The sequence below is a fragment of the Nocardioides sp. genome (genome assembly GCF_030019515.1).
Classification (GTDB): Bacteria; Actinomycetota; Actinomycetes; order Propionibacteriales; family Nocardioidaceae; genus Nocardioides.
In genome coordinates this window covers 122548-146108 of the sequence record NZ_JASEEQ010000008.1, presented here as the reverse complement: position 1 = coordinate 146108, position 23561 = coordinate 122548, and the positions used below count along the sequence as shown (strand labels likewise).

The window sequence follows — 23561 nt, the reverse complement described above, 5'->3', positions numbered from 1 at the left end:
GCCGGGACCGGCCGCGGAGCCGGTCGGTTCTCAGTCCCGGCTCAGGCTCGGCTGGCAGAGTATGAGCGTGACCACGCCCATCGCTCCCCGGCCGCGCGTGCTCGTCGTCGACGACGACCGGGCCGTGCGCGAGTCGCTGCGGCGGTCGCTGGAGTTCAACGGCTACGAGGTGGTGCTGGCCGCCGACGGCGCCGAGGCGCTGGCCGGCATCTCCGCCGCCGCCCCCGACGTGGTCGTGATGGACGTGATGATGCCCCGGCTCGACGGCCTGGAGACCACCCGGGCGCTGCGCACCGCCGGCAACGACCTGCCGATCCTGGTGCTCACCGCCCGCGACGCCGTGGGCGACCGGGTCGAGGGCCTCGACGCCGGCGCCGACGACTACCTCACCAAGCCGTTCGCCCTCCAGGAGCTGCTCGCCCGGCTCCGGGCCCTGCTCCGCCGGGTGGTCCCGCACGAGGACGCCGACGACGAGGTGCTCTCGTTCTCGGACCTGTCGATGGACGTCGGCACCCGCGAGGTGCGCCGTGGCGAGCGGGTGATCGAGCTGACCCGCACCGAGTTCGCGCTCCTGGAGATGTTCCTGCGCCGCCCGCGACGGGTCCTGGAGCGCTCCTTCATCCTCGAGGAGGTGTGGGGCTACGACTTCCCCACGACCGCGAACTCCCTCGAGGTGTACGTCGGCTACCTGCGCCGCAAGACCGAGGCGGAGGGCGAGACCCGGCTGATCCACACCGTCCGCGGCGTGGGCTACGTGCTGAAGGAATCGTGAGCGTCTTCCCGCCGGTCCCTGCGGACGGGCGGTGGCACTACCGCCGCTCGCTCGCCAGCCGGGTCACGCTGCTCACCACGATCGCGGTCGGCGTGACCGTCGCGTTCGTCGCCGCCGGCGCCTATCTCACCGTCCGCATGCAGATGCAGACGACGCTCGACGACTCACTGGTCGAGCGGGCCGCGACCGCCTCCCTCGACCTGTGCCAGAACGACCTGCACATCCCCGACGAGTACCTCGGGGCGGCCGACGTCTGGGTCGCCTGCCTGCAGGGCGGCGTCGGGGTCGCGACCTCGGTCGACAACAGCTCCCCGATCAGCCTGCTCGGCTCCCCCGAGGCGGCGGTGGTCGCCGGCGAGCGGCAGCAGTCGCTGCGCACCGTGGTCAGCAAGGGCGGCGACACCCACTGGCGGGTGATCGCGCTACGTCGCGACGGCGGCCAGACGATGATCCTCGCCCAGTCGCTGGAGTCCCAGCAGAACGTCCTCAACCGGCTCGGCATCGTGATGTTCCTCTTCGGGCTCGCCGGGGTGATCGCCGCCGGCATGGCGGGCTGGGCGGTGGCCCGCAACGGGCTGCGACCGGTGCGGCGGCTCACCTCGTCGGTGGAGGAGATCGCCCGCACCGAGGACCTGCGCCCGCTCCCGATCGAGGGCGACGACGAGATCGCGCGGCTCGCCACCGCGTTCAACCAGATGCTCGCCGCACTGGCCGCCTCCCGGGACCGGCAGCGCCAGCTGGTCGCCGACGCGGGCCACGAGCTGCGCACCCCGCTCACCTCGCTGCGCACCAACCTCGACCTGCTCGGCCAGGCCGACCGGGGCGGCGTCGACCTCCCGCCCGAGGCGCGCGCCGAGCTGCTCGACGACGTCGCCGCCCAGATCGAGGAGATGACGACGCTGATCGGCGACCTGATGGAGCTGGCGCGCGACGAGCCGCTCACTCACGTGGTCGAGCCGGTCGACCTGCCGGAGCTGGTCGACCGGGCCGTCGCGCGGGTCCGCCGGCGCGCGCCGGCGGTGACCTTCGACGTGGCCGTCGACCCCTGGTTCGTGGTCGGCGAGAGCTCCGGCCTCGAGCGCGCCGTGACGAACCTGCTCGACAACGCGGCCAAGTGGAGTCCGGCCGGTGGGACCGTGCGGGTCCGGCTCGAGGACGGCGTGCTGACCGTCGACGACGAGGGGACCGGCATCTCCGAGGAGGACCTGCCGCACGTCTTCGATCGGTTCTACCGCTCGCAGGAGTCCCGGTCGATGCCCGGCTCCGGGCTCGGGCTCTCGATCGTGCGGCAGGTCGCCGAGCGGCACTCCGGCACGGCTCGGGCCGGCAGCTCGCCGGCCGGCGGCGCCCGGCTCACCCTGTGGCTGCCCGGCTCCCACGCGCCGGTCCCGGACTGGACCCCCGCCCCGTGAGGCGGGCGCTGCCCGCCGTCGCGCTCCTCGCGGCGGCGCTCGCCGCCGGCTGCTCGTCTGACGGCGCGGGCGGCTCGGGCGGCCCGGGCGGTCCGGGGTCAGCGGCGTCGGACGCCGCCGACGTGGGCTGGAGCCCCTGCGACGGGCTGGACGCCGTGCAGGTGAGCCGTTGGGCCGGGCAGCGGATGACCGAGCAGACCGGCACCGCCGACCAGCCGCGGTGCGCGTTCACGCCGGTGGCCGACGGCGGTCCGGCGTTCGACGTCAACTACCTCTTCTTCGGCGGCGGGCTCGACGAGGCCTGGCGGACGATGGGCTCGATCCAGGGCCGGGTCACCCGGCTCGCGGTGCCCGGCGCCGACGCCGCCCGCCTGGTCGTGCACGCCCGCCGCCCGGCCGTGCTCGTCACCGGCTTCGTGCAGAGCGGCGGCCTGGTGCAGAGCGTGAACGCCGTCCAGCTCCGCCCGTACGACGAGCGGCGGGTCGTCTCCGCGACCCGACGGCTGCTCGCGGCCCTGGTGCGCGCCGCCCCCGAGCGGCCCTGAACAATGGCGCCGTGACCGACGCGATCTCCTTCTTCACCCGCGACGGCGACGACCTGGTCCCCGAGCCGCTGGCCTGCAGCATGTGGAGCCAGGACCAGATGCACGGCGTCGCCCTCAGCGGCGCGCTGGCCTGGGCCGCGGAGCGGCGGCTCGCCGAGGCCGGCCGCACCGACCTGCGCCCGGCCCGCTGGGCGGTCGACCTGTTCCGCCCGGCCCGGATGGTGCCGTGCACCCTGAGCGCGGCGGTCGAGCGGGAGGGCCGCCGGATCTGCCTGGTCGACGTGATCCTGTCCCAGGACGGGGAGCGGGTGGCCCGCGGCACCGCGACCTTCCTGCAGCCCTCGGCGAGCACCGCAGGCGAGGTGTGGGAGCCCGCCGAGCGCCCGGAGGCCCCGGCGCCGGAGGTCGTGCCGCCCTCGGCGGTCCCCCGGGCGCCGTACGTGCGCTCCTCGGCCGGTTGGTCCCAGGACTTCCTCGCCCACCAGAACGCGGCCCGCAAGGCCACCTGGAGCACGGCGGTGCCGGTGGTGGCCGGCGAGCCGGTGACCGGCTTCCAGGCCGCGGCCGCGACCGCCGACGGCGCCAGCATGGTGACCAACTGGGGCACCCGCGGCATCGAGTACATCAACACCGACATCACGCTGACCCTGGCGCGCGAGCCCGAGGGCGTCGAGATCGGGCTGCTGGCCACCGACCGGGTCGAGCACGACGGCATCGCGGTCGGCACGGCGACGGTGTTCGACCGGCGCGGGCCCCTGGGCAGCGTGCTGGTGGCAGCGCTCGCCAACGCCCGCCGTACCGTCGATCTCGGGTCCGTCACCTACACCGACGACGGGCGACGCGGCAGTCCTTGAGGAGCGGTGAGACGATGCAGGCATGACGGGCATCCAGACCACCGAGGCGGGCATCCTGCCGTTCAGCGACACCCAGGCTCACGTCGAGCTCACCGAGGCGTACGCCGCGCACAACTACCACCCCCTGCGGGTGGTGCTGTCCTCCGGCGAGGGCGCCTGGGTCACCGACGTCGAGGGCCGTCGCTACCTCGACTGCCTGGCCGGCTACAGCGCCCTCAACTTCGGGCACTCCCATCCCCGCCTGGTCGCCCGGGCCACCGAGCAGCTGACCCGGCTGACGCTGACCTCGCGGGCGTTCTACAACGACCAGCTCGGCCCGTTCGCCCGCGACCTCGCGGCGCTGACCGGCAAGGAGCTGATCCTGCCGATGAACTCCGGCGCCGAGGCGGTGGAGACCGCGATCAAGGTGGCCCGGAAGTGGGCCTACCTGGTCAAGGGGGTGCCCGAGTCCCAGGCCACGATCGTCGCGATGGAGGGCAACTTCCACGGCCGCACGACCACGATCGTGTCGTTCTCGAACGACGCCGCGGCCACCGCCCACTACGCGCCGTACACCCCCGGGTTCCGGCTGGTGCCGTACGGCGACCTCGAGGCGCTCGCGGCCGCGGTCGACGAGACGACCGCGGCGGTGCTGCTCGAGCCGGTGCAGGGCGAGGCCGGCGTGATCGTGCCACCCGAGGGCTACCTGCAGGGCGTCCGGGCGCTGTGCAACTCCAGCGGCGTGCTGATGATGGCCGACGAGATCCAGTCCGGCCTGGCGCGCACCGGCCGGACCTTCGCCTGCGACCACGAGGACGTGGTCCCCGACGTGTACATCCTCGGCAAGGCGCTCGGCGGCGGCCTCTACCCCGTCTCGGCGATCGCCGCGGACGGCGACGTGCTCTCGGTGATCACCCCGGGCACCCACGGCTCGACGTTCGGCGGCAACCCGCTGGCGGCCGCGATCGGCCGCGAGGTCGTCGCGATGCTGGAGACCGGCGAGTTCCAGGAGCGCGCGGCCACGCTCGGCGCGCGGCTCGACGCCGGGCTCGGCGCGCTCATCGGCCAGGGCATCGACACGGTCCGCACCCGCGGGCTGTGGGCGGGGGTCGACATCAGCCCGGACCTGGCCACCGGCCGGCACGTCTGCGAGCAGCTGCTCGACCTCGGCATCCTCGCCAAGGAGGCGCACGGCCAGACGGTGCGGCTCGCGCCGCCGCTGGTCGCCTCCGAGGAGGACGTCGACCTGCTGGTCGGGGCGTTCGCGGAGATCTGCTCGGGCTGAGCGCCCGCGGCGTGGGGGCCGGACCGCCCGGCCCGACCCCCCGTGTGCCTCAGTTGCTGTACGCCGCGCCGAAGATGTCCTGGTCGAGACCTCCCGCGTTCGGGCAGGTGTCGGTGCCGAAGCTGCCGTCCGGGTTCGCGGTCCGGCACTGCAGGACGTCGAACCCCTCGCCACCGTCGTAGCGCGGGTCGTCGCCACCGACCACCTGCCGGGTGTCGGTCCAGGTGCCGAAGGCGAAGTTCCCGACGCTCGACACGTAGTTGTAGTCGCCGTGGAACGGGACCCGCCGGTCACCGAACATCTCGTAGTTCGGCATCTGTGAGCTCGACGACAGCCGGACCACCGACCAGGTGGCGCCGCCGTCGGCCGAGGACGCGCCGTACGTGTCGAGCCCGACCGTCGGCAGGTGGAAGCCGGCGGCGTCGGTCGCCGACGCGTTGCCGGGCGGGTTCTGCACGCTGTAGCCGGGGTCGTTGCGGCTGTCGTGCCAGAGCGCGAACAGGTATCCGCCGTCGGCGCTGATGTCGGGGAACAGCTGGTGGCCGACCGGGGTCGGAGCCAGCAGCCGCGGCGTCACCCAGCCGCCGTTGCCGACCTTCACGGTGAGGTAGACCGCGCCCTGCCCCACCATCAGCGTGCCGTTGCGGACCGGCGCGGTGTTGTACGTCGACGTCGACGGCACCTCGGTCGAGGGGATCGTGGCGTCGTACACCAGGTAGACGGTGTTGGACGGGTCGGCCGGGTCGGCGGTGATCCGAGGCTGGCTGTCATGCCGGAAGAACACGAAGCCGCTCCGGCAGGCGAACGGGCCGGACCCGCAGTCGCGGGAGTCGCCGGCCGAGCTGGGCTCGACGTCGGACTCCGGGCCGTCGGCGTGCTCGAAGGCGTCCTCGTGGGCCGCCTCGGCCGCCTGCGGGTCGCCGGCCGAGTCGGCGGCGTCGAAGCCGTCGAACTGCGCCGCGACCGCGGGCCTGGTGAAGCTGCGGCCACCGTCGGTGGACCGCACCCACAGCATCGCGTCGTGGCCGGTGGCGCGGCTGCCGACCGTGCCGTTCCACGCGACGTAGACGGTGCCGTTCCGGGTCACCGCGATGTCGGCGAACTGGTTGCCGAGCGAGCCCTCGGAGATCCGCATGGGCTGGCTGAAGGTCCGTCCGTGGTCGGTGGACCGGGCGAACATGATCTCGTTGTTGCCGCGCAGGCCCTGGAAGACGCTCCAGGCGACGTAGACGTTGCCGGCGTAGCTGCTCGAGAGACCGCGGTCCACCTCGATCGAGGTCTTGTCGTTGAAGCGGCTGTTGAGCGCGGGGCCGCCCTTGCCGACGACCACCGTGCGCACGTAGTGCGCGGCGTGCTGGTCGTAGGTCGCGACCCAGACGCTGCCGTTCTGCGGTGCGACCCGGTTGAAGGCGTTGCCCATGTAGAACAGGCGGCCGTCACGGTCCCAGGCCTGCACGGGGTCACCGGCGTTGGTGATGCCGCGCTGGTGCAGCGGGCTCGCAAGACCCTCGGCGGAGCTGTCGGTGGGGTAGCCGGGCAGCAGCGAGTCCGTCCAGGTGCCGCCGCCGTCGGTGGACCGGTAGAAGCCGGCCCAGGTGCCGCCGGCGAGCTCGACGGTGCAGTAGTCGTTCGACCCGGCGGTGACGATGCTCGGGTTGCCGGGGTCGACCGCGGCGGTCGGCTCGTTCTGCTGCCGGCGGTTGGTGCCGCAGGTGGTGATCGCGTCTCCGGTCGACGGGGTCGCGCCGTTGGCCTTCACGTAGGAGCTGTCGACGCTGACCGGGGTGTCGGGGCCGGTGGCGGCCTCGGCGACCGAGGTGAGGGCGAGCGGAAGCGCAGCGGCCGAGACGGCCGCGAGCAGGACGATGCCTCGGTGGAGGCGCCTGGGGTGCTGGCTGGGGTGGTGGTGGGTGGCCATGACTCTCCCGAAAAGAAGTGATGGCGCGGCACCGTGATCGGTGCCGTGGGTCCGACCGGGCTCCGCCGTGGTGGGCGGAGCGGGTCTGAGCCATCTCGCAAGGTACGCCCGCGGGGCGCCCGTCGTCACCCCACGGATCCGCACCGGGTTCCGCGGGCCGCCGCCGGTGGTGAGCGCCGGCCCCGACTAGGGCCGGTACGCGTCCTTGGACTCGCGCCAGGACCGCTCGAACGGCAGCCGCCACGCGTGCGGGGCGACCAGCTGGTGGATCGCGTTGGGGCCCCAGCTGCCGGGGGCGTAGGTGCGGACCGGCGGCGGGCTCTCCAGTACCGGCGTGGACCGCTCCCACAGCGTCTCGATGCCCTCGGCGGTGGTGAACAGGGTGTGGTCGCCGCGGATCGCGTCGTGGATCAGCCGCTCGTAGGCCTCGAGCACCCCGCCCGACGACGTGGTCTCGTGGGTGGCGAACTGCATGGACAGCTTCTCCAGCTTCATGCCCGGGCCGGGCCGCTTGCCGTAGAAGGACAACGACATCCGGGACTGGTCGGCGAGGTCGAACGTGAGGTGGTCGGGGCCCTGGGTGCCCGCGTTGGACCCGGGCGGGAACATCGCGAGCGGGGGCTCCTTGAACGCGATCGAGATGATCCGGGCGCCCTCGGCCAGCTTCTTGCCGGTGCGCAGGAAGAACGGCACCCCGGCCCAGCGCCAGTTGTCGATCTCGACCCGGAGGGCCACGAACGTCTCGGTGTCGGAGTCGTCGGCCACGTCGGGGTGGTCGCGGTAGCCGGCGTACTGGCCGCGCACCACGTTCCGCGGCTCGATCGGGAGCATCGAGCGGAACACCTTGAGCTTCTCGTCGCTGATCGGGTCCGGCGCGAGCGAGGTGGGCGGCTCCATCGCCATGAACGCGAGCACCTGCATCAGGTGGGTGACGACCATGTCCCGGAAGGCGCCGGTGGTCTCGTAGAACCGGGTGCGGCCCTCGAGGCCGAGGGTCTCGGGTACGTCGATCTGCACGTGGTCGATGAAGTTGCGGTTCCAGATCGGCTCGAAGAGGCCGTTCGCGAAGCGGAACGCGAGGATGTTCTGGGCCGCCTCCTTGCCGAGGAAGTGGTCGATGCGGAAGATCTGGCTCTCGTCGAACACCTCGTGGAGCCGGGCGTTGAGGCGCCGGGCCGAGGCCAGGTCGGTGCCGAACGGCTTCTCCATGATGATCCGCGAGTGCTCGACCAGCCCGGCCGCGTCGAGCTGGTGGACCACGTCGAGCGCGGCCTGGGGCGGCACGCTCAGGTAGTGCAGACAGTCGACGTCGCGGCCCGGGGAGCCCAGGTCGGCCCGGCAGCCGCGGACCGCCTCGGCGAGCGCCGCCGGGCCGGCGGACTGCGAGACGTAGCGCAGCATCGTGCTGAACCGGTCCCAGCGGTCCTCGTCGAAGCGGCCGTGGCCGAACTCCTCGCAGGCGGCGCGGGCGATCTTCACGAACGTCTCGGTGTCGATGTCCTCCAGCGAGGTGCCCACGATCCGGGCGTCCTGGATCAGGCCCGCCTGCCACAGCCGGAGCAGACCCGGCAGCAGCTTGCGCCGGGACAGGTCGCCGGTGGCCCCGAACAGCACGATGACGTGCGGGTTCTCCATGGCGTGGCCGGTATCCACGCGGCGCGGATCTGACACCCGCGCCGGCAGCCCTCAGTCGCCCTCGGTCGCCCTCGGTCGCCCTCAGTCGCCCTGCGGCAGCTCGTCGAGCGCGGTCAGCAGCCGGTCGGCCTTCCACCGGGACTCGGCGTACTCCTCGGCGACCTCGGAGCGGACCGTGATGCCGCCGCCGGTGCCGAGGAGGTAGTCCCCGTCGCCGGTGGTCGTCAGGGTGCGGATGACCACGCCGAGGTCGGCGCGCCCGTCGGCGCAGACCCACCCGAAGGCGCCGGCGTACGGCCCGCGCGGGGTGGCCTCGACGTGCTCGATCACCTGCATCGTGCGCAGCTTCGGCGCACCGGTCATCGAGCCGGCCGGGAACAGCGCGCGCAGCGCCTGGACCGTGGTCACGTCGTCGCGCAGCCGGCCACGGACCGCGCTGACCAGCTGGTGCACGGTCGCGTAGGACTCGACGTCCATCAGCGTCGGGACGTCCACGGTGCCGGGCCGGCACACCATCGAGAGGTCGTTGCGGAGCAGGTCGACGATCATCAGGTTCTCGGCCCGGAACTTCGGGTCGGTCGCCAGCCGGTGGCGGCCGGCCTCGTCCTCGGCCGGCGTCGCGCCGCGCGCCGTAGTGCCCTTGATCGGCTTGGTCTCGATGGTGCGGTCGGCGGTGACCAGCGCGTAGCGCTCCGGGCTGGAGCTGAGCAGCCAGGCGCGGGCGTCCGGCACGTCGCGGACGTCGTGCTGGAGGAACCCGGCGTACGGCGCCGGGTTGAGCTCGCGCAGCCGCAGGTACGCCGTCACCGGGTCGACCCCGCTCTCCGTCCGCACCCGGTAGGTCAGGTTGACCTCGTAGCTGTTCCCCGCCCGCAGCTGCTCCTGGACCTCCTCGAACGCGGTGCAGTAGGCGGCGGGGGCGGCGTCGGTTTCCCCGGGTACCCGGGGAAACCTGCACTGTTCGGGGGAAACTTCGGCCGATAAGTGCAGGGATTGCCCCACCAGCTCGTGGTCGAAGAACCGGACGCCCGCCGGCCGCATCCAGACGGCGTCGGGCAGGCCGGGGCCGGTCGCGGCGGGCAGGTCGGGGCGGCAGGCGTAGCCGAGGTACCCCACCCAGTGGTCGTCGGGCGAGCCGGCCGCGAGCTCGGCCTCGAGCGCCGCGAACACGTCGTCGCCGACCACCTGGGACCGGCCGCCGACGTGGCGACGCACCTCCCGGCGGGCCGCGGAGTAGGTCAGCGACACGTCGTCCTCGCCCAGCCAGCCCACCATCGAGCGGCGGCCCGACCACTCCCGGGCGCCGCCGCCGTCGAGCCAGAAGCAGCGCGGGTACGCCGCCGCCACGTCGCGGAAGAACGCCACCGGATCAGTCCCGCGCCCGGTCACGACAGCCCCAGGAAGTTCGCCACCAGCAGCGCGCCGTGCTCGGAGAGGATCGACTCCGGGTGGAACTGCACGCCCTCCAGCGGCAGCGTCCGGTGTCGCACCCCCATCACCACGTCCCCGGCCCACGCGGTGACCTCCAGGACCTCGGGCACCGCCAGCGCGGCGAGCGAGTGGTAGCGGACGGCGGCGAACGACGGGGGCAGCCCGGCGAACACGCCGCGGCCGTCGTGGGTCACCCGCGCCACCTCGCCGTGCGCGGGCTCGACCCGCCCGACGGTCCCGCCGTACGCCGTCACCAGGCCCTGCATGCCCAGGCACACGCCGAGCACCGGCCGGGCCCCGCGCCGGAGCACCTCGCCACCCACCGCGAAGTCGGCGGGCACGTCCGGGTGGCCCGGTCCGGGCGAGAGCACCACGTGGCTGAACGCGAGCACCTCGTCGGCGGACACCTCGTCGTGCTGCACGACCGCGGGCAGCGCGCCGGTGACCGAGGCGACCAGGTGCACGAGGTTCCACGTGTAGGAGTCGTGATGGTCGACCACGACGACGTCCGGGACCACGGGCGCAACCTACTCCAGGGACGGGACGGGCCCGATGAAGCTGGGGGGCAGTCTTCACCGGGCCCATGAGCGGGTTCCCGCCGTGTTACACCGACAAGCCTACCGGGCAGCGGGACCGGACGCCTCAAACATCGAGCAGAAGCTGCGACACGATCTCGTGCAGCAGGTCGTAGCCGTGCTCGGTGAGGATGGATTCAGCGTGGAACTGGATGCCTCGGTAGTGCGGACCGCGAACGAGGTGGATGTCACCGGTCTGGACATCCGCCTCGACCTCGACCCCCTGCGGTGGCCCGGAGCCGGCCTCGAGCCGCGCGACGAAGGTGTTGTAGAAGCCCACCCGCTCGGTCCGGCCGCCGATCGGCACCGGGGACTGGGTGCCCTGGAAGACGATGTCCTTGTAGGCCAGCGGGATCCCGAGGTGGTGGCACAGCGCCTGGTGGCCCAGGCACACCGCGAGGAACGGCCGCCCGGCGGCCATCAGCTCGGCGACGGCGGCGCGCAGGTTGGCCATCTTCGGGTCGTCGCCGTCGCGCGGGTCGCCCGGCCCCGGGCCGACGATGACCAGGTCGAACCCGTCCAGGCGGCCCGGCGCGTAGTCCTCGTGGCGCACCACCTCGCTGGTCAGGCCGAGCACGCCGAGCACGTGGCGCAGCATGTTCACGAAGTCGTCCTCGCCATCGAGGATCACGACACTCCTCCCGGCCAGCCGCGGGTCCGGCGGGGCGCCGCCCTGGTCGGTGAGCCAGAACCGGCTGAGCCGCTGGTTGCGGGCGTTCAGCGCCAGCAGCACGTCCTCGTCGCTGACCAGCTCCGCGAGGTTGACGTCGGGCCGCGGCGCGGGTGGGACCAGTCCGAAGGCGCTGAGGATGCCGCCGGCCTTCGCGTGCGTCTCGGCGACCTCGTACGCCGGGTCCGAGTCGCGGACCAGGGTCGCCCCGGCGGTGACCGTGAGCCGGCCGTCCAGCCCGACGTCCGCCGTGCGGATCACGATCGGGCTGTCCACGACCGGGCCGCCGACCTCGTCGCGACCGAGGATCGCCAGCGCGGCGCCGTAGTAGCCGCGGCCCCCGGCCTCGTACCGCTTGATCAGCCGGCAGGCGTTCTCCACGGGCGAGCCGGTGACCGTCGCGGCGTACATCGTGTCCCGCAGCACCTCGCGGGGGTCGCGGCTGGTCCGCCCGGCGAGGAGGTACTCGGTGTGCACCAAGTGGCTCATCGGCTTGAGGAACGGGCCGAGCACCTGGCCGCCCTCGTTGCAGATGTCGCACATCATCTTCAGCTCCTCGTCGACGACCATGAAGAGCTCGAAGATCTCCTTCTCGTCGCGCAGGAACTCCAGCAGCCGGCCCTTCACCGGGGCGTCGCCCTCGCGCGGGATCCGGAACGTGCCGCTGATCGGGTTCATCCGCACGTCGGCCAACCCGAACGGTCCGCTCGGTCGCTCGCTCGTCCCTCGCTCGGCTCCGTCGCGGACGGGGTGGATGGAGACGTGCCGCTCGGGGCTGGCGCCGATCAGGTAGCGGTCGCCGGTGAAGAAGACGTAGGTCCAGTACGCGCCGCGCTCGCGCTCCAGCAGCCGCCGGAAGACCGTGAGCGCCTTGTCGGCGCCCCAGTCCGCGACGGTCGCGCGGTAGTGGCGGCCGACCACCAGGTTGGCGCCCTCGCCCTGCCCGATCTCGTCGTGGATGATCGCGGCGACCAGCTCGGCGTACTCCTCGTCGCCGGTCTCGAAGCCGCCGCGGTCGGCGAACTCCACGCCGGTGTCGTCGATGGCGTCGAGCACCTCGGCGACCGAGAACTCCAGCTCGGTCTCCACGTCGACGACCACCAGCGGCGTGCCGTCGTCGTGGGCCTCGAAGCCGCGCTCGCGGACCTGGCGGAACGGCACGGCCAGCAGCCGGTCGGCGATGTGCCCCTCCTGGGGCACGCCCTCCTCGAGGGGTACGTCGAGGATCGACTCGACCACGCGGCGCCGGCCCCCGACCAGGCCGACCGTGTCCCGGTCGCCGGCCCGCGTCGAGCGGCGGATGATCGCCCAGGCCTCGTGTCCCTGGAGGGCCGCGATGGCTTCCCGGGCATCAGGCGTGGGCTGCTGGGTCATGGCGCGACTCTAGTTCTCGCCGAGTCGGCGCATCGTGCCCGTCTCAACCCGCCGAGTCGGCGCGTCCTGCCCGGCAACGTGGGCAAGATGCGCCGACTCGGCATCTCCGGGTGCGTCAGGACAGGGTCGTGAGCAGCTGGGTCGCGCGGGTGAGCACGACGTACAGCGTGGCCCGGCCGATGGCCGACTCGTCCTCGATCTCCTGGGGCCGCACGACGACGATGCCGTCGAACTCCAGGCCCTTGGTGTCCAGGCCGGTGAGCACGACGATCCGGTCGTCGCCGGAGGGCGTGACCGAGGAGTCGACGGCCGCGCGGGAGCCGGGGGCGTCGTCGGCGACCTCGGGCCAGGACGCCAGCCACGCGTTGACCTCCGAGCGACGGGCCGCCGGGACCACGATGCCCACGGTGCCCGGGACGGCGGCCGCCATCCGCACCACGGCCTCCCGGGTCGCGGACTCCAGGTCGGTGATCCCGGCCAGGACCGTGGGCTCGACCCCCGTCGACCGGACCGCGGTCGGCAGGTCGGCCTCCAGGCCGACCCGCTCGGCGTACGCCGCGGCGTGGGCGTAGATCTCCGAGGAGTTGCGGTAGTTGGTCGACAGGTGGAACTCGTGGACCTCCTTGCCCTCGAGCGCGGCAGCCCGGGCGGCGGCGGACTCGTCGGGCACCGGCCACGAGGACTGGGCGGGGTCGCCGACGATCGTCCAGGACGCCGCGCGGCCGCGCCGGCCGACCATCCGCCACTGCATCGGCGTGAGGTCCTGGGCCTCGTCGATCAGCACGTGCGCGAACGGGTCGTCCTCGATGCGGTGCGTGGGCGGCGCCCAGGCCCGGCCGGTCGGGGCGTACTCGCGGTCGGCCGCGGTGAACAGCTCCTGCATGTCCACCCCGCCCTCGAGCAGGCCGGTGTCGTCGAGCTCGCGCTCGTCGTCGGTGCGGGCCGGCACGTCGCCGAGCGCGTAGCGCAGCTCGTCGAGCAGGGGCACGTCCTCGATGGACAGGCCGGTCGCCTCGCCCCACGACTTGGCCAGCAGGCGCTGCTCCTCCGGGGTCACCACGCCGTCGCCGACGCGGGAGAGCAGCTCGGGGTCACGCAGCCAGCCGAACACCTCGGCGGCATCCAGCGGCGGCCACCAGCCGGCGGCGAAGTCCACGAACGACTGGTTCGACAGCATCTCGTCGTCGAACGCCTCGCGGCCCCGGTCGCGGCCCCGCTCACCGCGGACCTGGCGCCACATGGCGTCGAGCAGGGCGTGCGCGACCCGGGGCAGCTGCCGGTTGCGGCGGCCCTGGGACATCAGCTGGCGGCGCAGCCGGCCCAGCTCGCCGCGGTCGAGCACGATCGTGTCGTCACGCCAGAAGATCCGGAACCCCTGAGGACTGCCCGGCGCCTGCTGGCGCGCCGTACGACGCATCAGCTCGGCCATCCGCGCCGAGCCCTTGACGTCGGCGACCGAGGGCTCGTCGTGGCGGGTGGCGCGCAGGCCGTCGACGACCTCGCCCAGCGACCGCAGCGCGACCGCGGTCTCGCCGAGGCTCGGCAGCACCCGCTCGATGTAGCGCATGAAGACGCCGCTGGGGCCGACGATCAGGACGCCTCCGCCCTCGTAGCGGCGGCGGTCGTTGTAGAGCAGGTACGCCGCGCGGTGCAGCGCGACCACGGTCTTGCCGGTGCCGGGGCCGCCGGAGATCGACACGACGCCCTTGCCGGGCGCCCGGATCGCCTTGTCCTGCTCGGCCTGGATGGTCGCGACGATCGAGTGCATCGAGCGGTCGCGGGCCCGGGAGAGCTGCGCCATCAGCGCGCCCTCGCCGACGATCGGCAGGTCGACGTCCGAGCGCTCCATCGCCTCCGCGTCGAGCAGCTCGTCCTCGACGCCGACCACCGAGGGACCGGCGCACCGCAGCACCCGGCGGCGGACGACGTCGTGGGGCTCGGCGGCGGTGGCCTGGTAGAACACGGCGGCCGCGGGGGCGCGCCAGTCGATGAGCAGCGAGTCGCGGTTGGCGTCGCGCAGGCCGATCCTGCCGACGTACCGCGGCTCGGTGTCGACCTCGGCCGTCATGTCCAGACGGCCGAAGACCAGGCCCTCGTGCGCGGCGTCGAGCTGCGCGATGCGGCGCGCGGCCTGGAAGACCATCGCGTCCCGCTCGACCAGCCCGCCCTCGTGACCCAGCCGGCCGCGGCTGTGCCCTTCCTTGGCCAGTGCCTGCGCCTGCCGGGCGGACTCGGTCAGCTGGACGTACACCCGGTCGACGAACGCCTGCTCTGCGGCGATCTCGCGCTCGACCAGCTCTTCTGACAACTCTCGATTCCCCTCACCCGGAACGTCCCCACTCAGAACCCACCCGACAGCCCGGTGATTCCGGCAAGTCGACAAGCCTACCCGCTGCACCCCTTCGAGAAGGTGGGGTTCGCCGGATGCCCACCTGGCAGGCGGATCCCACCCCGGGACCTCTCAGGCAATCCCTGCACTTCTCGGCCGAAGTTTCGGCCCAACAGTGATGGTTTCCCCGGGTACCCGGGGAAACCGACGCCCGGCCTAGCGGCGCCGCGACAGGAACGCGGTCATCGCCTCCCGCGCCTCGTCGGAGGCGAACAGGCGGGTGGAGAGCTCGGCCATCTCGGCTCCGTGGGCGTCGATGCGGGCCACCAGGTCACGGTTGAGGATCCGCTTCGACTCGCGCAGGCCCTGGGCGGCGCCGGTGACCAGCGACGCGCAGACCCGGTCCACCTCCTCGTCGAGCGCCTCGCTCGGCACCGCGGTGGTGACCAGGCCGTACGCCGCGGCCTGGGCGCCGGTGAACACCTCGCCGCCGAGGGTGGTCAGGGCGGCCGCGCGGGGGGTCATCCGGTGGTGGACGGTCAGCGAGATGATCGCGGCAGCGAGCCCGAGCTTGACCTCGGTGAGGGCGAACGTCGCGTCCTCGGCCGCGATCGCGATGTCCGAGGCGGCCACGATGCCGATGCCGCCGGCCCGGACCGCGCCGGACAGCCGGGTGACCACCGGCTTGTCGAGGGTCACGATCAGCCGCTGCAGGTCGACGATCCGGCGGGTGCCCTCCTCCATGCCGCCGCTGGACGCCTCGGACAGGTCGGCGCCGGAGCAGAACACCCGACCCTCGGCGCCGATCAGCACCACCGCGACCTCGTCGTCGGCCGCGGCGCGCTCCAGGCCCTCGAACAGCTCGGTGACGAGCTGGCGCGAGAGCGCGTTGCGGTTGTGCGGGGAGTCGAGGGTGAGGGAGGCGATCGCCTCGCCGGCTACGCCGGAGACGGCGTAGTGCACGAGTTCGGTCGGGGCGTCGGGCATGCGGCTCATCCTGCCGCATGCCCATCCGCCGGGGCCTCCGCTCCGAACAACACCCATGACGACTCGCCTCGCCCACGCCACCGCCGCCATGGGCGTCGGCATCCTGGCGACCCTGGTCGGCGTCGCCGCGGGCCATCTGGTCGCCGGCCTGACCGAGCCCGCCGCCTCCCCCGTCCTCGTGGTCGGGTCCACGGTGATCGACCTGACGCCGACCCCGCTCAAGGAGTGGGCGATCGCGCGCTTCGGCACCCACGACAAGACCGTCCTGGTGGGGTCGGTGCTGCTCGGCGTACTGGTGCTCGCCGCGCTCGCCGGGCTGCTGGCGCGCAGACGCTTCGCGTACGGCGCGGCCCTGCTGCTCGCGCTCGTCGCGATCCCCGCCGGAGCCGCCCTCACCCGCCCCGGCGCCGCGACCAGCGACGTGCTGCCCAGCGTCGTCGCGGGCGGGGCCGGGCTGGCCGCGCTCGCCTGGCTGACCCGGGCCCGCATCCGCGAGGAGCGGCGCCCGGCCGGGTCGGACGGTCCCAGCCGGCGCGGCGTCCTGGTCGCCGCGGGCACGCTCGGCATCGCCGCCGCGGCGATGGGCGGTGCGGGCCGCCGGATCGCGTCGTACCGCAGCCGCACCACGGTCGTCGACCTGCCCGCCGCGGCCGACCCGGCGCCGCCGTTCCCCACCGGCCTCGACGGCCGGGTCCCCGGGATCAGCGGCTTCCGCACCCCGACCGGGGACTTCTACCGGGTCGACACCCGCCTCACGCTGCCGATCGTGGACGTCGACAGCTGGACGCTGACGATCGACGGCGACGTCGACCAGGAGGTCACCTTCACCTTCGCCGAGCTGCTCGCGATGCCCCTCGTCGAGCGGGACATCACGCTCACCTGCGTCTCCAACGAGGTCGGCGGCACCTACATCGGTGCGGCGAGGTGGCTCGGCGTGCGGCTCACCGACCTGCTCGAGCGGGCCGGCATCGACGGCACCCGGGCCGACCAGCTGCTCAGCACCGACGTCGACGGGATGACGATCAGCACCCCGCTCGCCCTGGCCACGGACGGTCGCGACGCCATGATCGCCGTCGGGATGAACGGCAGCTCCCTGACCCGCGAGCACGGCTTCCCCGCCCGGATGGTGGTGCCCGGGCTCTACGGCTTCGTGAGCGCGTGCAAGTGGATCAGCAGGATCACGCTCACGACGTACGCCGAGCAGGAGGCGTACTGGACCCGGCGCGACTGGGCGACCGACGCCCCGATCAAGATCTCCAGCCGCATCGACACGCCCCGGCCGCTCGCCACGGTCCAGGCCGGCCGCACGGTGATCGGCGGGGTGGCCTGGGCCCAGCACCAGGGCGGCATCGAGCGGGTCGAGGTGCGGGTCGACGGCGGCGCCTGGCAGCAGGCGCGGCTCGGCCCGTCGGCGGGCAACGACTACTGGCGGCAGTGGTACCTGCCGTGGACCGCCGAGCCGGGCCGGCACTCGCTGGCGGTGCGGGCCGTCGACGGCGAGGGCGACGTGCAGACCGCCGTACGCGCCACGCCGTTCCCGGAGGGCTCGAGCGGCATCCAGGAGATCGTCGTCAACGTCGCGTGAGCCCCACCTGAGATTCCTGCAGCCGGGACCAATCCGTTCCTGCCGCTGGTCCGAAGACCACATGTCACGACCTCGATCGCAGACCCACACAGACCCACACAGACCCCAGCAGACCCCAGCGAAAGGCTCCACCATGAACAACCGCTCCCTCCGCCGCTCGACCGGCCTCGCCTCGCTCGCGCTGATCGCCACGTTCGGCCTCGCGGCCTGTGGTGGCTCCGACAGCGACGCCAACGACGCCACGGCCACCACGCCGGCCTCGAGCGCCCCGGCGGACGACATGTCCTCGGGTGCCGCCGGTGACGCGATGGACGCCGGCGCCGCGACCTTCGGTCCGGGCTGCTCGGCGATCCCGGCCTCCGGTGCCGGCTCGTTCAACGGCATGGCCACCGAGCCGGTCGCCACCGCCGCGAGCGCCAACCCGCTGCTCACGACCCTGGTCGCCGCCGTCGGCAAGGCCGGCCTGGGCGACACGCTCAACTCCGCGGACGGCATCACGGTCTTCGCGCCCACCGACGACGCCTTCGGCAAGATCCCGCCGAAGGACCTCGACGCCGTGCTGGCCGACAAGGACCTGCTCACCAAGGTGCTGACCTACCACGTGGTCGCCGGGCAGCTCACCCCCGAGGACCTCGCCGGCACCCACGAGACGCTCGAGGGCGAGCAGGTCACCGTCGAGGGCTCCGGCGACAGCTTCACCGTCGGCGACGGCGACGCCAAGGTGCTGTGCGGCAACATCCCGACGGCCAACGCGACGGTCTACGTCATCGACTCCGTCCTGATGCCCTGATCCTCGGACCGAACCAGGGTTTCCCGAGACCCCCAGCGAGCAAGGATCCCTTCCGTGGACCACATCCGATCCGTCGGCGCCGGCGCCCCGTCCCCCGAGGACGGGGCGCCCGGCGCCGACGCCGCAGCGCGGCGGACGGCCGACCTGGTCGACCTCATGCGTCGCTCGGCCCGCGGTGACGAGCAGGCGTTCGCGCGCCTGTACGACGCCACCGCGTCCCGGGTGCACGGGCTCGCGCTGCGGGTGGTGCGCGACCCGGCCCAGGCCGAGGAGGTCACCCAGGAGGCGTTCCTGGAGATCTGGCGCACCGCCACCCGGTTCGACCCCGACCGCGGCAGCCCGCTCGCCTGGCTGCTGACGATCACCCACCGCAAGGCCGTCGACCGGGTCCGGTCGGCGCAGGCGGCGACCCGCCGCGACACGACGTACCACGAGCAGAACCAGCCGGTCGAGCACGACGAGACCGCCGAGGCCGCACACGCGACCCTCGAAGCCCACCGGGTCCGCGGCGCGCTCGCGGCCCTGACCGAGGTGCAGCGCGAGGCCGTCGGCCTCGCCTACTTCGGCGGATACACGCACACGGAGGTGGCGACCATGCTCGACCTACCGGTCGGCACCGCCAAGACCCGCATCAGGGACGGCCTGATCCGGCTGCGCGACGCGATGGGAGTGGGCTCATGAGTCACGAGTACGACGTCCACGCGCTGTCCGGCGCGTACGCCGTCGACGCCCTCGACGACCTCGAGCGGGCCGCGTTCGAGCGGCACCTGGCCGAGTGCGCCGAGTGCCGCGCCGAGGTCGCGAGCCTCCGCGAGGCCGCGAGCACGCTCGCCGAGACCACCGCCACCGAGCCGCCCGCCGGGCTGCGCGACCGGGTGCTCGCCGGGATCGCCACGACCCGGCCGTTGCCGCCGGAGGCGCCCGCGCCCACCCACGTCGACTCTCGCCGGCCGCGACGCCGGCTGAACCTGCTCGTCGCCGCGGCCGCCGCGGTCCTCGTCGTCGGGGCGGGCACGGTGTTCTGGCAGCAGCCGTGGCAGGAGTCCAGCCAGACCCAGTCGCCGGTGGCCGCGGTACTCTCGGCCGCCGACGCCCGCAGCACCTCGCTGGACTTCGAGGGCGGCGCGAGGGCGACGCTCGTCCACTCCGACAGCGTCGGCGGCGCCGTGCTCGTCACCGAGAAGATGCCGCCGCCCCCGCCGGGCAAGGTCTACCAGCTCTGGCTCCAGCAGCCGGGCGAGGGCATGGTCTCGGCCGGCCTGATGCCGGTGGAGGCCGACCAGCGGGTGTTGCTCACCGGCGACGCCGCGACCGCGACCGCCGCCGGGATCACCGTCGAGCCCGAGGGTGGCTCGTCCGAGCCGACCAGCGACCCGATCGCGCTGTTCGACTTCGGCAGGAAGGCGTGAGCGGCCGGCACGTCGCGGTCATCGGGTCCGGCGTCGCCGGACTGACCGCGGCGTACGTCGCGTCCCGCACCGCGCGGGTCACCCTGCTCGAGGCCGACGACCGGCTCGGCGGGCACGCCGACACCCACCAGGTCGAGGACCCCGTGGCCGGTCCGCTGGCCATCGACACCGGGTTCATCGTGCACAACGAGCGCACCTACCCGACGCTGCTGAGGCTGTTCGGCGAGCTCGGGGTCGCCACGCAGGAGTCCGAGATGTCGATGTCGGTGCGCGACGACGCGACCGGGCTCGAGTACGCCGGCGCGCTCGGTCCGCGGGGACTGTTCCCCCGCGGCCGCAACCTCTCGCGCCCGGCGTACCTGCGGATGCTCGGCGAGGTGCCGCGCTTCCACCGGCTGGCCCGGACGCTGCTCGAGGGCGACGGCACCGGCACCGGCACCGGCGACACCAGGCTCGGCGACTTCCTCGACGGGCACGGCTTCACGGCGTACTTCCGCCGGCACTTCATGGAGCCCCTGGTCGCCGCCGTGTGGTCGTGCGACCCCGACGTGGCGCTGGAGTACCCCGCTCGCTACCTGTTCGCCTTCCTCGCCCACCACGGGATGCTCGGCGTCACCGGCTCGCCGCAGTGGCGCACGGTGAGCGGCGGCTCGCACGAGTACGTCCACCGGGTCGCCGCCGCGATCGACGAGGTCCGCACCGGCGCCAAGGTCACCTCGGTTCTCGAGACGCCCGACGGCGTCGACGTGACCGACGGCAACGGCGCCGTGACGACGTACGACGCGGTCGTGGTCGCCACCCACCCGGGGCAGGCACTGGCGATGCTCGCCGACCCGACACCCGTGCAGCGCGAGGTGCTCGGCGCGATCGGCTACTCGCCCAACGTCGCGTTGCTGCACACCGACGCCTCGCTGCTGCCGCGGGCCGAGCAGGCGCGGGCGTCGTGGAACTTCCGCCGTCCCCTCGGGGAGCGCGGCCACGTCACGGTCACCTACGACCTGACCCGGCTGCAGCGGCTGCCCACGCGGACCCGCTACCTCGTCACGCTCGGCGGCGAGGACCTCGTCGACCCGGCCACGATCGTCGCCCGGATGGAGTACGAGCACCCGCTCTACACCCCCGCGTCGGTCGCCGCCCAGCGACGGCTGCCCGAGCTCGACAGCGACCGGGTCGCGTTCGCGGGCGCCTACCACGGCTGGGGGTTCCACGAGGACGGCGCGCGCTCCGGCCTGGCGGCCGCCGAGCGGCTGGGGTTCGCGTGGAGCACGCCGAACGTCGCGGCCACCCCGACCGGGATCTACGACACCACGATCACCCACGTCCGCAGGTCGCCGTTCAAGCGCACGTTCACCCACCGCTCCCACACCTGGCTGGTCGACCTCGACGCGCTGCCGGACCACGGCCTGCTCGGCCGGTTCGAGGGCCGCGACCACCTGGGCGACCCCGGCCGCTCGATCAAGGACAACCTCGCGACCTTCGTGGCCGGCCACGGCGTCGAGCTGGGCACCGGGCGGGTGCTGATGGCCGCCCACCCCCGGGCGTTCGGCCACTGCTTCAACCCGATCAGCGTGTTCTGGGTGACCCCCGAGCACGCCGAGCCGTGCGTGGTGGTCGAGGTCCACAACACCTACGGCGACCGGCACGCCTACCTCGTGCACCCCGACGGGCAGGGCCGGGCCACGACGCCCAAGCAGATGTACGTCTCGCCGTTCCACGGCGCCGACGGCAGCTACGACCTGCGGGTGCCCGTGCCCGGCGAGCACCTCCAGGTGAGCGTGGCGCTGCACGACCACGAGGACACCGACGACGGCGCCCGGTTCAGCGCCTCGCTCACCGGCACCCGCTCGGGCCACGGTCCGTGGCGGGCGGCCCCCGCGGCGCTGCGGGGCGCCGCGCTGATCCGCGCCCACGGCATCGCGCTGTGGCTGCGCCGACTGCCGATCCGACCGCGACCCGCACACCACCAGGAGGGAGTCCGGTGACCGTCACACCCACCCGATCCATCCCCGGCCGCTGGCCCGGCCTGGACGCCGTACCGTCCGGCCTCCGCACGGGCGTCGAGTCCCGCGTCGCGCGCCGGCTGTTCGTCGGTGCCGTCGACCGGCTCGACGTCACCGTCCACGTCGGAGCGGACACGTTCGGCCGCGGCGGCCCGGCGATGACCGTGCACCGGCCCGAGGAGCTCTTCGCCCGGCTCGGCCGCGACGGCCTGATCGGCTTCGGCGAGGCCTACCTGACCGGGGCCTGGACCGCCGAGGACCTGACCGGGTTCCTCACGGTCATCGCCGCGAACGTCGCCGACCTGATCCCCCGGCCGCTGCAGCGGGCGCGGGCGCTGGTACGGCGGCGCACGCCGCGGGCGCACCGGACGACCGCCGACCGCACCCGCGACCTGATCGCCCACCACTACGACCTGTCCAACGACCTGTTCGGGCTCTTCCTCGACGAGTCGCTGAGCTATTCCTCGGCGCTCTTCGACGCCGACCCCGACGAGGCGCTGCTCCCCGCGCAGCACCGCAAGATCGACCGGCTGCTCGACCGGGCCGGCGTCGGCGCCGGCACCCGCGTGCTCGAGATCGGGACCGGGTGGGGCGAGCTGGCGATCCGGGCCGCCGCCCGGGGCGCGACCGTGCACACCGTCACCCTGTCCTCCGAGCAGCTCGCGCTCGCGCGGCAGCGGGTCGCGGCGGCCGGGGCGTCCGACCGGGTGAGCATCGAGCTGTGCGACTACCGCGAGGTCCGCGGCGAGTACGACGCCGTGGTGTCCGTGGAGATGATCGAGGCGGTCGGCCACGCGTACTGGCCGACGTACTTCCGCACGATCGACCGTCTGCTCGCGCCGGGTGGCCGGGTGGCGATCCAGGCGATCCTGATGCCGCACGAGCGGATGCTCGCGACCCGCGGCAGCTTCACCTGGATCAACAAGTACATCTTCCCGGGCGGGTTCCTGCCCTCGGCCCAGGTGATCGACGAGGTCACCGAGCGGCACACCGCGCTGCGGGTGACCGACCGGCTGGCGTTCGGCGCCGACTACGCCGAGACGCTGCGGCGGTGGGACGAGGCCTTCCTCGGCGCGGAGGACCGGGTGCGGCTCCTCGGCTTCGACGCGACGTTCGTGAGGATGTGGCACTTCTACCTGTGCTACTCCCGCGCCGGCTTCGCGTCGGGCTACCTCGACGTGCAGCAGCTGACGCTGGAGCGGCCCGGGTCCGTCATGATCGCCTCATGACCGACCTGCTGCTCGTCGCCGGGCTGGCACTGCTCGCCGCGGCCGTGGTGATGACGGCCACCGCGCTGGTGGCCCGCCGGGTCGGCCGGGTGTCGGTCGTCGACGTCGGCTGGGGCCTCGCGCTGGTCGCGGTGGCGCTGGTCTGCGCGCTGCTCTCCGGCAGCTGGCAGTCCTGGCTGCTGGCCGGGCTCGTCGTCGCCTGGGGCGGCCGCCTGTCCTCGCACATCTTCACCCGCTCCCTGGGCCACGGCGAGGACCCGCGCTACGAGGAGCTGCTCGGCGGCACCCTCGACCGGGTCGGCATGGCCCGCGCGGTCCGCAAGGTGTTCCTCGTGCAGGGCGCGGCCGTGTGGCTGGTCTCCCTGCCGCTGCAGGCCGCCGCCCTCGCCGGGCCGGAGTGGCCATGGCTGGCCTGGGCCGGGGTGGGCGTGTGGCTGGTGGGCGTCCTCTTCGAGACGGTCGGCGACGCCCAGCTCGCGGCGTACAAGCGCGACCCCGACCGCGGCCCGGTGATGGACCGCGGGCTGTGGTCCTGGACCCGGCACCCCAACTACTTCGGGGACGCCTGCGTGTGGTGGGGGCTCTGGCTCGCCGGCGGCGCCGCGTCCGGCTGGGTCGCCGGCCTGGCCAGCGTCCTCTCGCCGGTCGCGATGACGATCTGGCTGGTGTGGATCACCGGCGCGCGGCTGCTGGAGCGGACGATGATGCGGCGCCCCGGCTACGCGGAGTACGCCGCTCGCACCTCGATGTTCGTGCCGCTGCCGCCGAAGCGCGCGTGACGC

General features: G+C 73.6%; 19 protein-coding genes. 12 read left to right on the top strand and 7 right to left on the bottom strand.

What is annotated here, in order from left to right; all coding sequences use genetic code 11:
* Positions 1 to 67 precede the first annotated feature (67 nt).
* The 5 genes from QMC84_RS13190 to rocD are packed head-to-tail and all read left to right on the top strand — an operon-like array spanning position 68 to position 4847.
* Positions 68 to 772 (top strand): response regulator transcription factor, encoded by a 705-nt coding sequence (locus tag QMC84_RS13190; protein ID WP_300375273.1) that lies wholly within the window; start codon positions 68 to 70, stop codon positions 770 to 772.
* On the top strand, positions 769 to 2184 hold the full coding sequence (locus QMC84_RS13185) for a HAMP domain-containing sensor histidine kinase (RefSeq protein WP_300375272.1): 1416 nt from the start codon (positions 769 to 771) through the stop codon (positions 2182 to 2184). Before QMC84_RS13190 ends, QMC84_RS13185 begins: the two co-directional genes overlap by 4 nt.
* A complete protein-coding gene (locus QMC84_RS13180; protein WP_300375271.1) occupies positions 2181 to 2729 on the top strand; it encodes a hypothetical protein in 549 nt (182 codons plus the stop codon). The genes QMC84_RS13185 and QMC84_RS13180 overlap by 4 nt, the downstream gene beginning before the upstream one ends.
* Before the next feature lie 11 nt (positions 2730 to 2740).
* Positions 2741 to 3583: an acyl-CoA thioesterase domain-containing protein gene (locus tag QMC84_RS13175; protein ID WP_300375270.1), complete on the top strand. Its 843-nt coding sequence runs from the start codon at positions 2741 to 2743 to the stop codon at positions 3581 to 3583.
* Between the two features lie 22 nt (positions 3584 to 3605).
* On the top strand, positions 3606 to 4847 hold the full coding sequence (gene rocD / locus QMC84_RS13170; RefSeq protein WP_300375269.1) for an ornithine--oxo-acid transaminase: 1242 nt from the start codon (positions 3606 to 3608) through the stop codon (positions 4845 to 4847).
* Between the two features lie 49 nt (positions 4848 to 4896).
* On the opposite strand, the gene QMC84_RS13165 is transcribed toward rocD, so the two are convergent.
* The 7 genes from QMC84_RS13165 to QMC84_RS13135 all read right to left on the bottom strand — a co-directional run bounded on the left by QMC84_RS13165 (position 4897) and on the right by QMC84_RS13135 (position 15766).
* Positions 4897 to 6765: a sialidase family protein gene (locus QMC84_RS13165; RefSeq protein WP_300375268.1), complete on the bottom strand. Its 1869-nt coding sequence runs from the start codon at positions 6763 to 6765 to the stop codon at positions 4897 to 4899.
* A gap of 186 nt (positions 6766 to 6951) precedes the next feature.
* A complete protein-coding gene (gene zwf, locus QMC84_RS13160; protein ID WP_300375267.1) occupies positions 6952 to 8400 on the bottom strand; it encodes a glucose-6-phosphate dehydrogenase in 1449 nt (482 codons plus the stop codon).
* A gap of 81 nt (positions 8401 to 8481) precedes the next feature.
* On the bottom strand, positions 8482 to 9765 hold the full coding sequence (locus QMC84_RS13155) for an anthranilate synthase component I family protein (RefSeq protein ID WP_300375266.1): 1284 nt from the start codon (positions 9763 to 9765) through the stop codon (positions 8482 to 8484).
* A 20-nt stretch (positions 9766 to 9785) separates the two neighbouring features.
* Entirely contained in the window at positions 9786 to 10349 is a 564-nt protein-coding gene (locus tag QMC84_RS13150) for an aminodeoxychorismate/anthranilate synthase component II (protein WP_300375265.1), read from the bottom strand.
* Positions 10350 to 10473: 124 nt separating this feature from the next.
* Positions 10474 to 12450 (bottom strand): anthranilate synthase family protein, encoded by a 1977-nt coding sequence (locus QMC84_RS13145; RefSeq protein ID WP_300375264.1) that lies wholly within the window; start codon positions 12448 to 12450, stop codon positions 10474 to 10476.
* Positions 12451 to 12565: 115 nt separating this feature from the next.
* Positions 12566 to 14758, bottom strand: coding sequence for a UvrD-helicase domain-containing protein (locus QMC84_RS13140; protein ID WP_300375263.1), 2193 nt, complete (start codon positions 14756 to 14758; stop codon positions 12566 to 12568).
* A gap of 237 nt (positions 14759 to 14995) precedes the next feature.
* Positions 14996 to 15766 (bottom strand): enoyl-CoA hydratase-related protein, encoded by a 771-nt coding sequence (locus QMC84_RS13135; protein ID WP_366145751.1) that lies wholly within the window; start codon positions 15764 to 15766, stop codon positions 14996 to 14998.
* A 55-nt stretch (positions 15767 to 15821) separates the two neighbouring features.
* On the opposite strand from QMC84_RS13135, the gene QMC84_RS13130 reads away from it, so the two are divergent.
* The 7 genes from QMC84_RS13130 to QMC84_RS13100 all read left to right on the top strand — a co-directional run bounded on the left by QMC84_RS13130 (position 15822) and on the right by QMC84_RS13100 (position 23558).
* Positions 15822 to 17351 (top strand): molybdopterin-dependent oxidoreductase, encoded by a 1530-nt coding sequence (locus QMC84_RS13130; RefSeq protein ID WP_300375261.1) that lies wholly within the window; start codon positions 15822 to 15824, stop codon positions 17349 to 17351.
* 133 nt (positions 17352 to 17484) lie between these two features.
* Complete coding sequence (locus QMC84_RS13125) at positions 17485 to 18141, top strand: fasciclin domain-containing protein (RefSeq protein ID WP_300375260.1); 657 nt, start codon at positions 17485 to 17487, stop codon at positions 18139 to 18141.
* 54 nt (positions 18142 to 18195) lie between these two features.
* Complete coding sequence (gene sigK / locus QMC84_RS13120) at positions 18196 to 18822, top strand: ECF RNA polymerase sigma factor SigK (RefSeq protein ID WP_300375259.1); 627 nt, start codon at positions 18196 to 18198, stop codon at positions 18820 to 18822.
* Positions 18819 to 19550 carry an anti-sigma factor gene (locus QMC84_RS13115; RefSeq protein ID WP_300375258.1) on the top strand — a complete coding sequence of 244 codons (732 nt, stop codon included), beginning with the start codon at positions 18819 to 18821 and terminating at the stop codon, positions 19548 to 19550. Before sigK ends, QMC84_RS13115 begins: the two co-directional genes overlap by 4 nt.
* Entirely contained in the window at positions 19547 to 21532 is a 1986-nt protein-coding gene (locus QMC84_RS13110) for an FAD-dependent oxidoreductase (RefSeq protein WP_300375257.1), read from the top strand. The genes QMC84_RS13115 and QMC84_RS13110 overlap by 4 nt, the downstream gene beginning before the upstream one ends.
* Positions 21529 to 22779 carry a cyclopropane-fatty-acyl-phospholipid synthase family protein gene (locus tag QMC84_RS13105; RefSeq protein WP_300375256.1) on the top strand — a complete coding sequence of 417 codons (1251 nt, stop codon included), beginning with the start codon at positions 21529 to 21531 and terminating at the stop codon, positions 22777 to 22779. The genes QMC84_RS13110 and QMC84_RS13105 overlap by 4 nt, the downstream gene beginning before the upstream one ends.
* On the top strand, positions 22776 to 23558 hold the full coding sequence (locus QMC84_RS13100) for a DUF1295 domain-containing protein (RefSeq protein ID WP_300375255.1): 783 nt from the start codon (positions 22776 to 22778) through the stop codon (positions 23556 to 23558). Before QMC84_RS13105 ends, QMC84_RS13100 begins: the two co-directional genes overlap by 4 nt.
* Positions 23559 to 23561 lie beyond the last annotated feature (3 nt).

What these genes read in the sequence shown, in the direction of transcription:
- rocD (WP_300375269.1), top strand. Translation starts at nt 3,606, where the DNA reads ATGACGGGCATCCAGACCACCGAGGCGGGCATCCTGCCGTTCAGCGAC.
- QMC84_RS13165 (WP_300375268.1), bottom strand. Translation starts at nt 6,765, where the DNA reads ATGGCCACCCACCACCACCCCAGCCAGCACCCCAGGCGCCTCCACCGA.
- zwf (WP_300375267.1), bottom strand. Translation starts at nt 8,400, where the DNA reads ATGGAGAACCCGCACGTCATCGTGCTGTTCGGGGCCACCGGCGACCTG.
- QMC84_RS13145 (WP_300375264.1), bottom strand. Translation starts at nt 12,450, where the DNA reads ATGACCCAGCAGCCCACGCCTGATGCCCGGGAAGCCATCGCGGCCCTC.
- QMC84_RS13135 (WP_366145751.1), bottom strand. Translation starts at nt 15,766, where the DNA reads ATGCCCGACGCCCCGACCGAACTCGTGCACTACGCCGTCTCCGGCGTA.
- QMC84_RS13130 (WP_300375261.1), top strand. Translation starts at nt 15,822, where the DNA reads ATGACGACTCGCCTCGCCCACGCCACCGCCGCCATGGGCGTCGGCATC.
- QMC84_RS13125 (WP_300375260.1), top strand. Translation starts at nt 17,485, where the DNA reads ATGAACAACCGCTCCCTCCGCCGCTCGACCGGCCTCGCCTCGCTCGCG.
- QMC84_RS13115 (WP_300375258.1), top strand. Translation starts at nt 18,819, where the DNA reads ATGAGTCACGAGTACGACGTCCACGCGCTGTCCGGCGCGTACGCCGTC.
- QMC84_RS13100 (WP_300375255.1), top strand. Translation starts at nt 22,776, where the DNA reads ATGACCGACCTGCTGCTCGTCGCCGGGCTGGCACTGCTCGCCGCGGCC.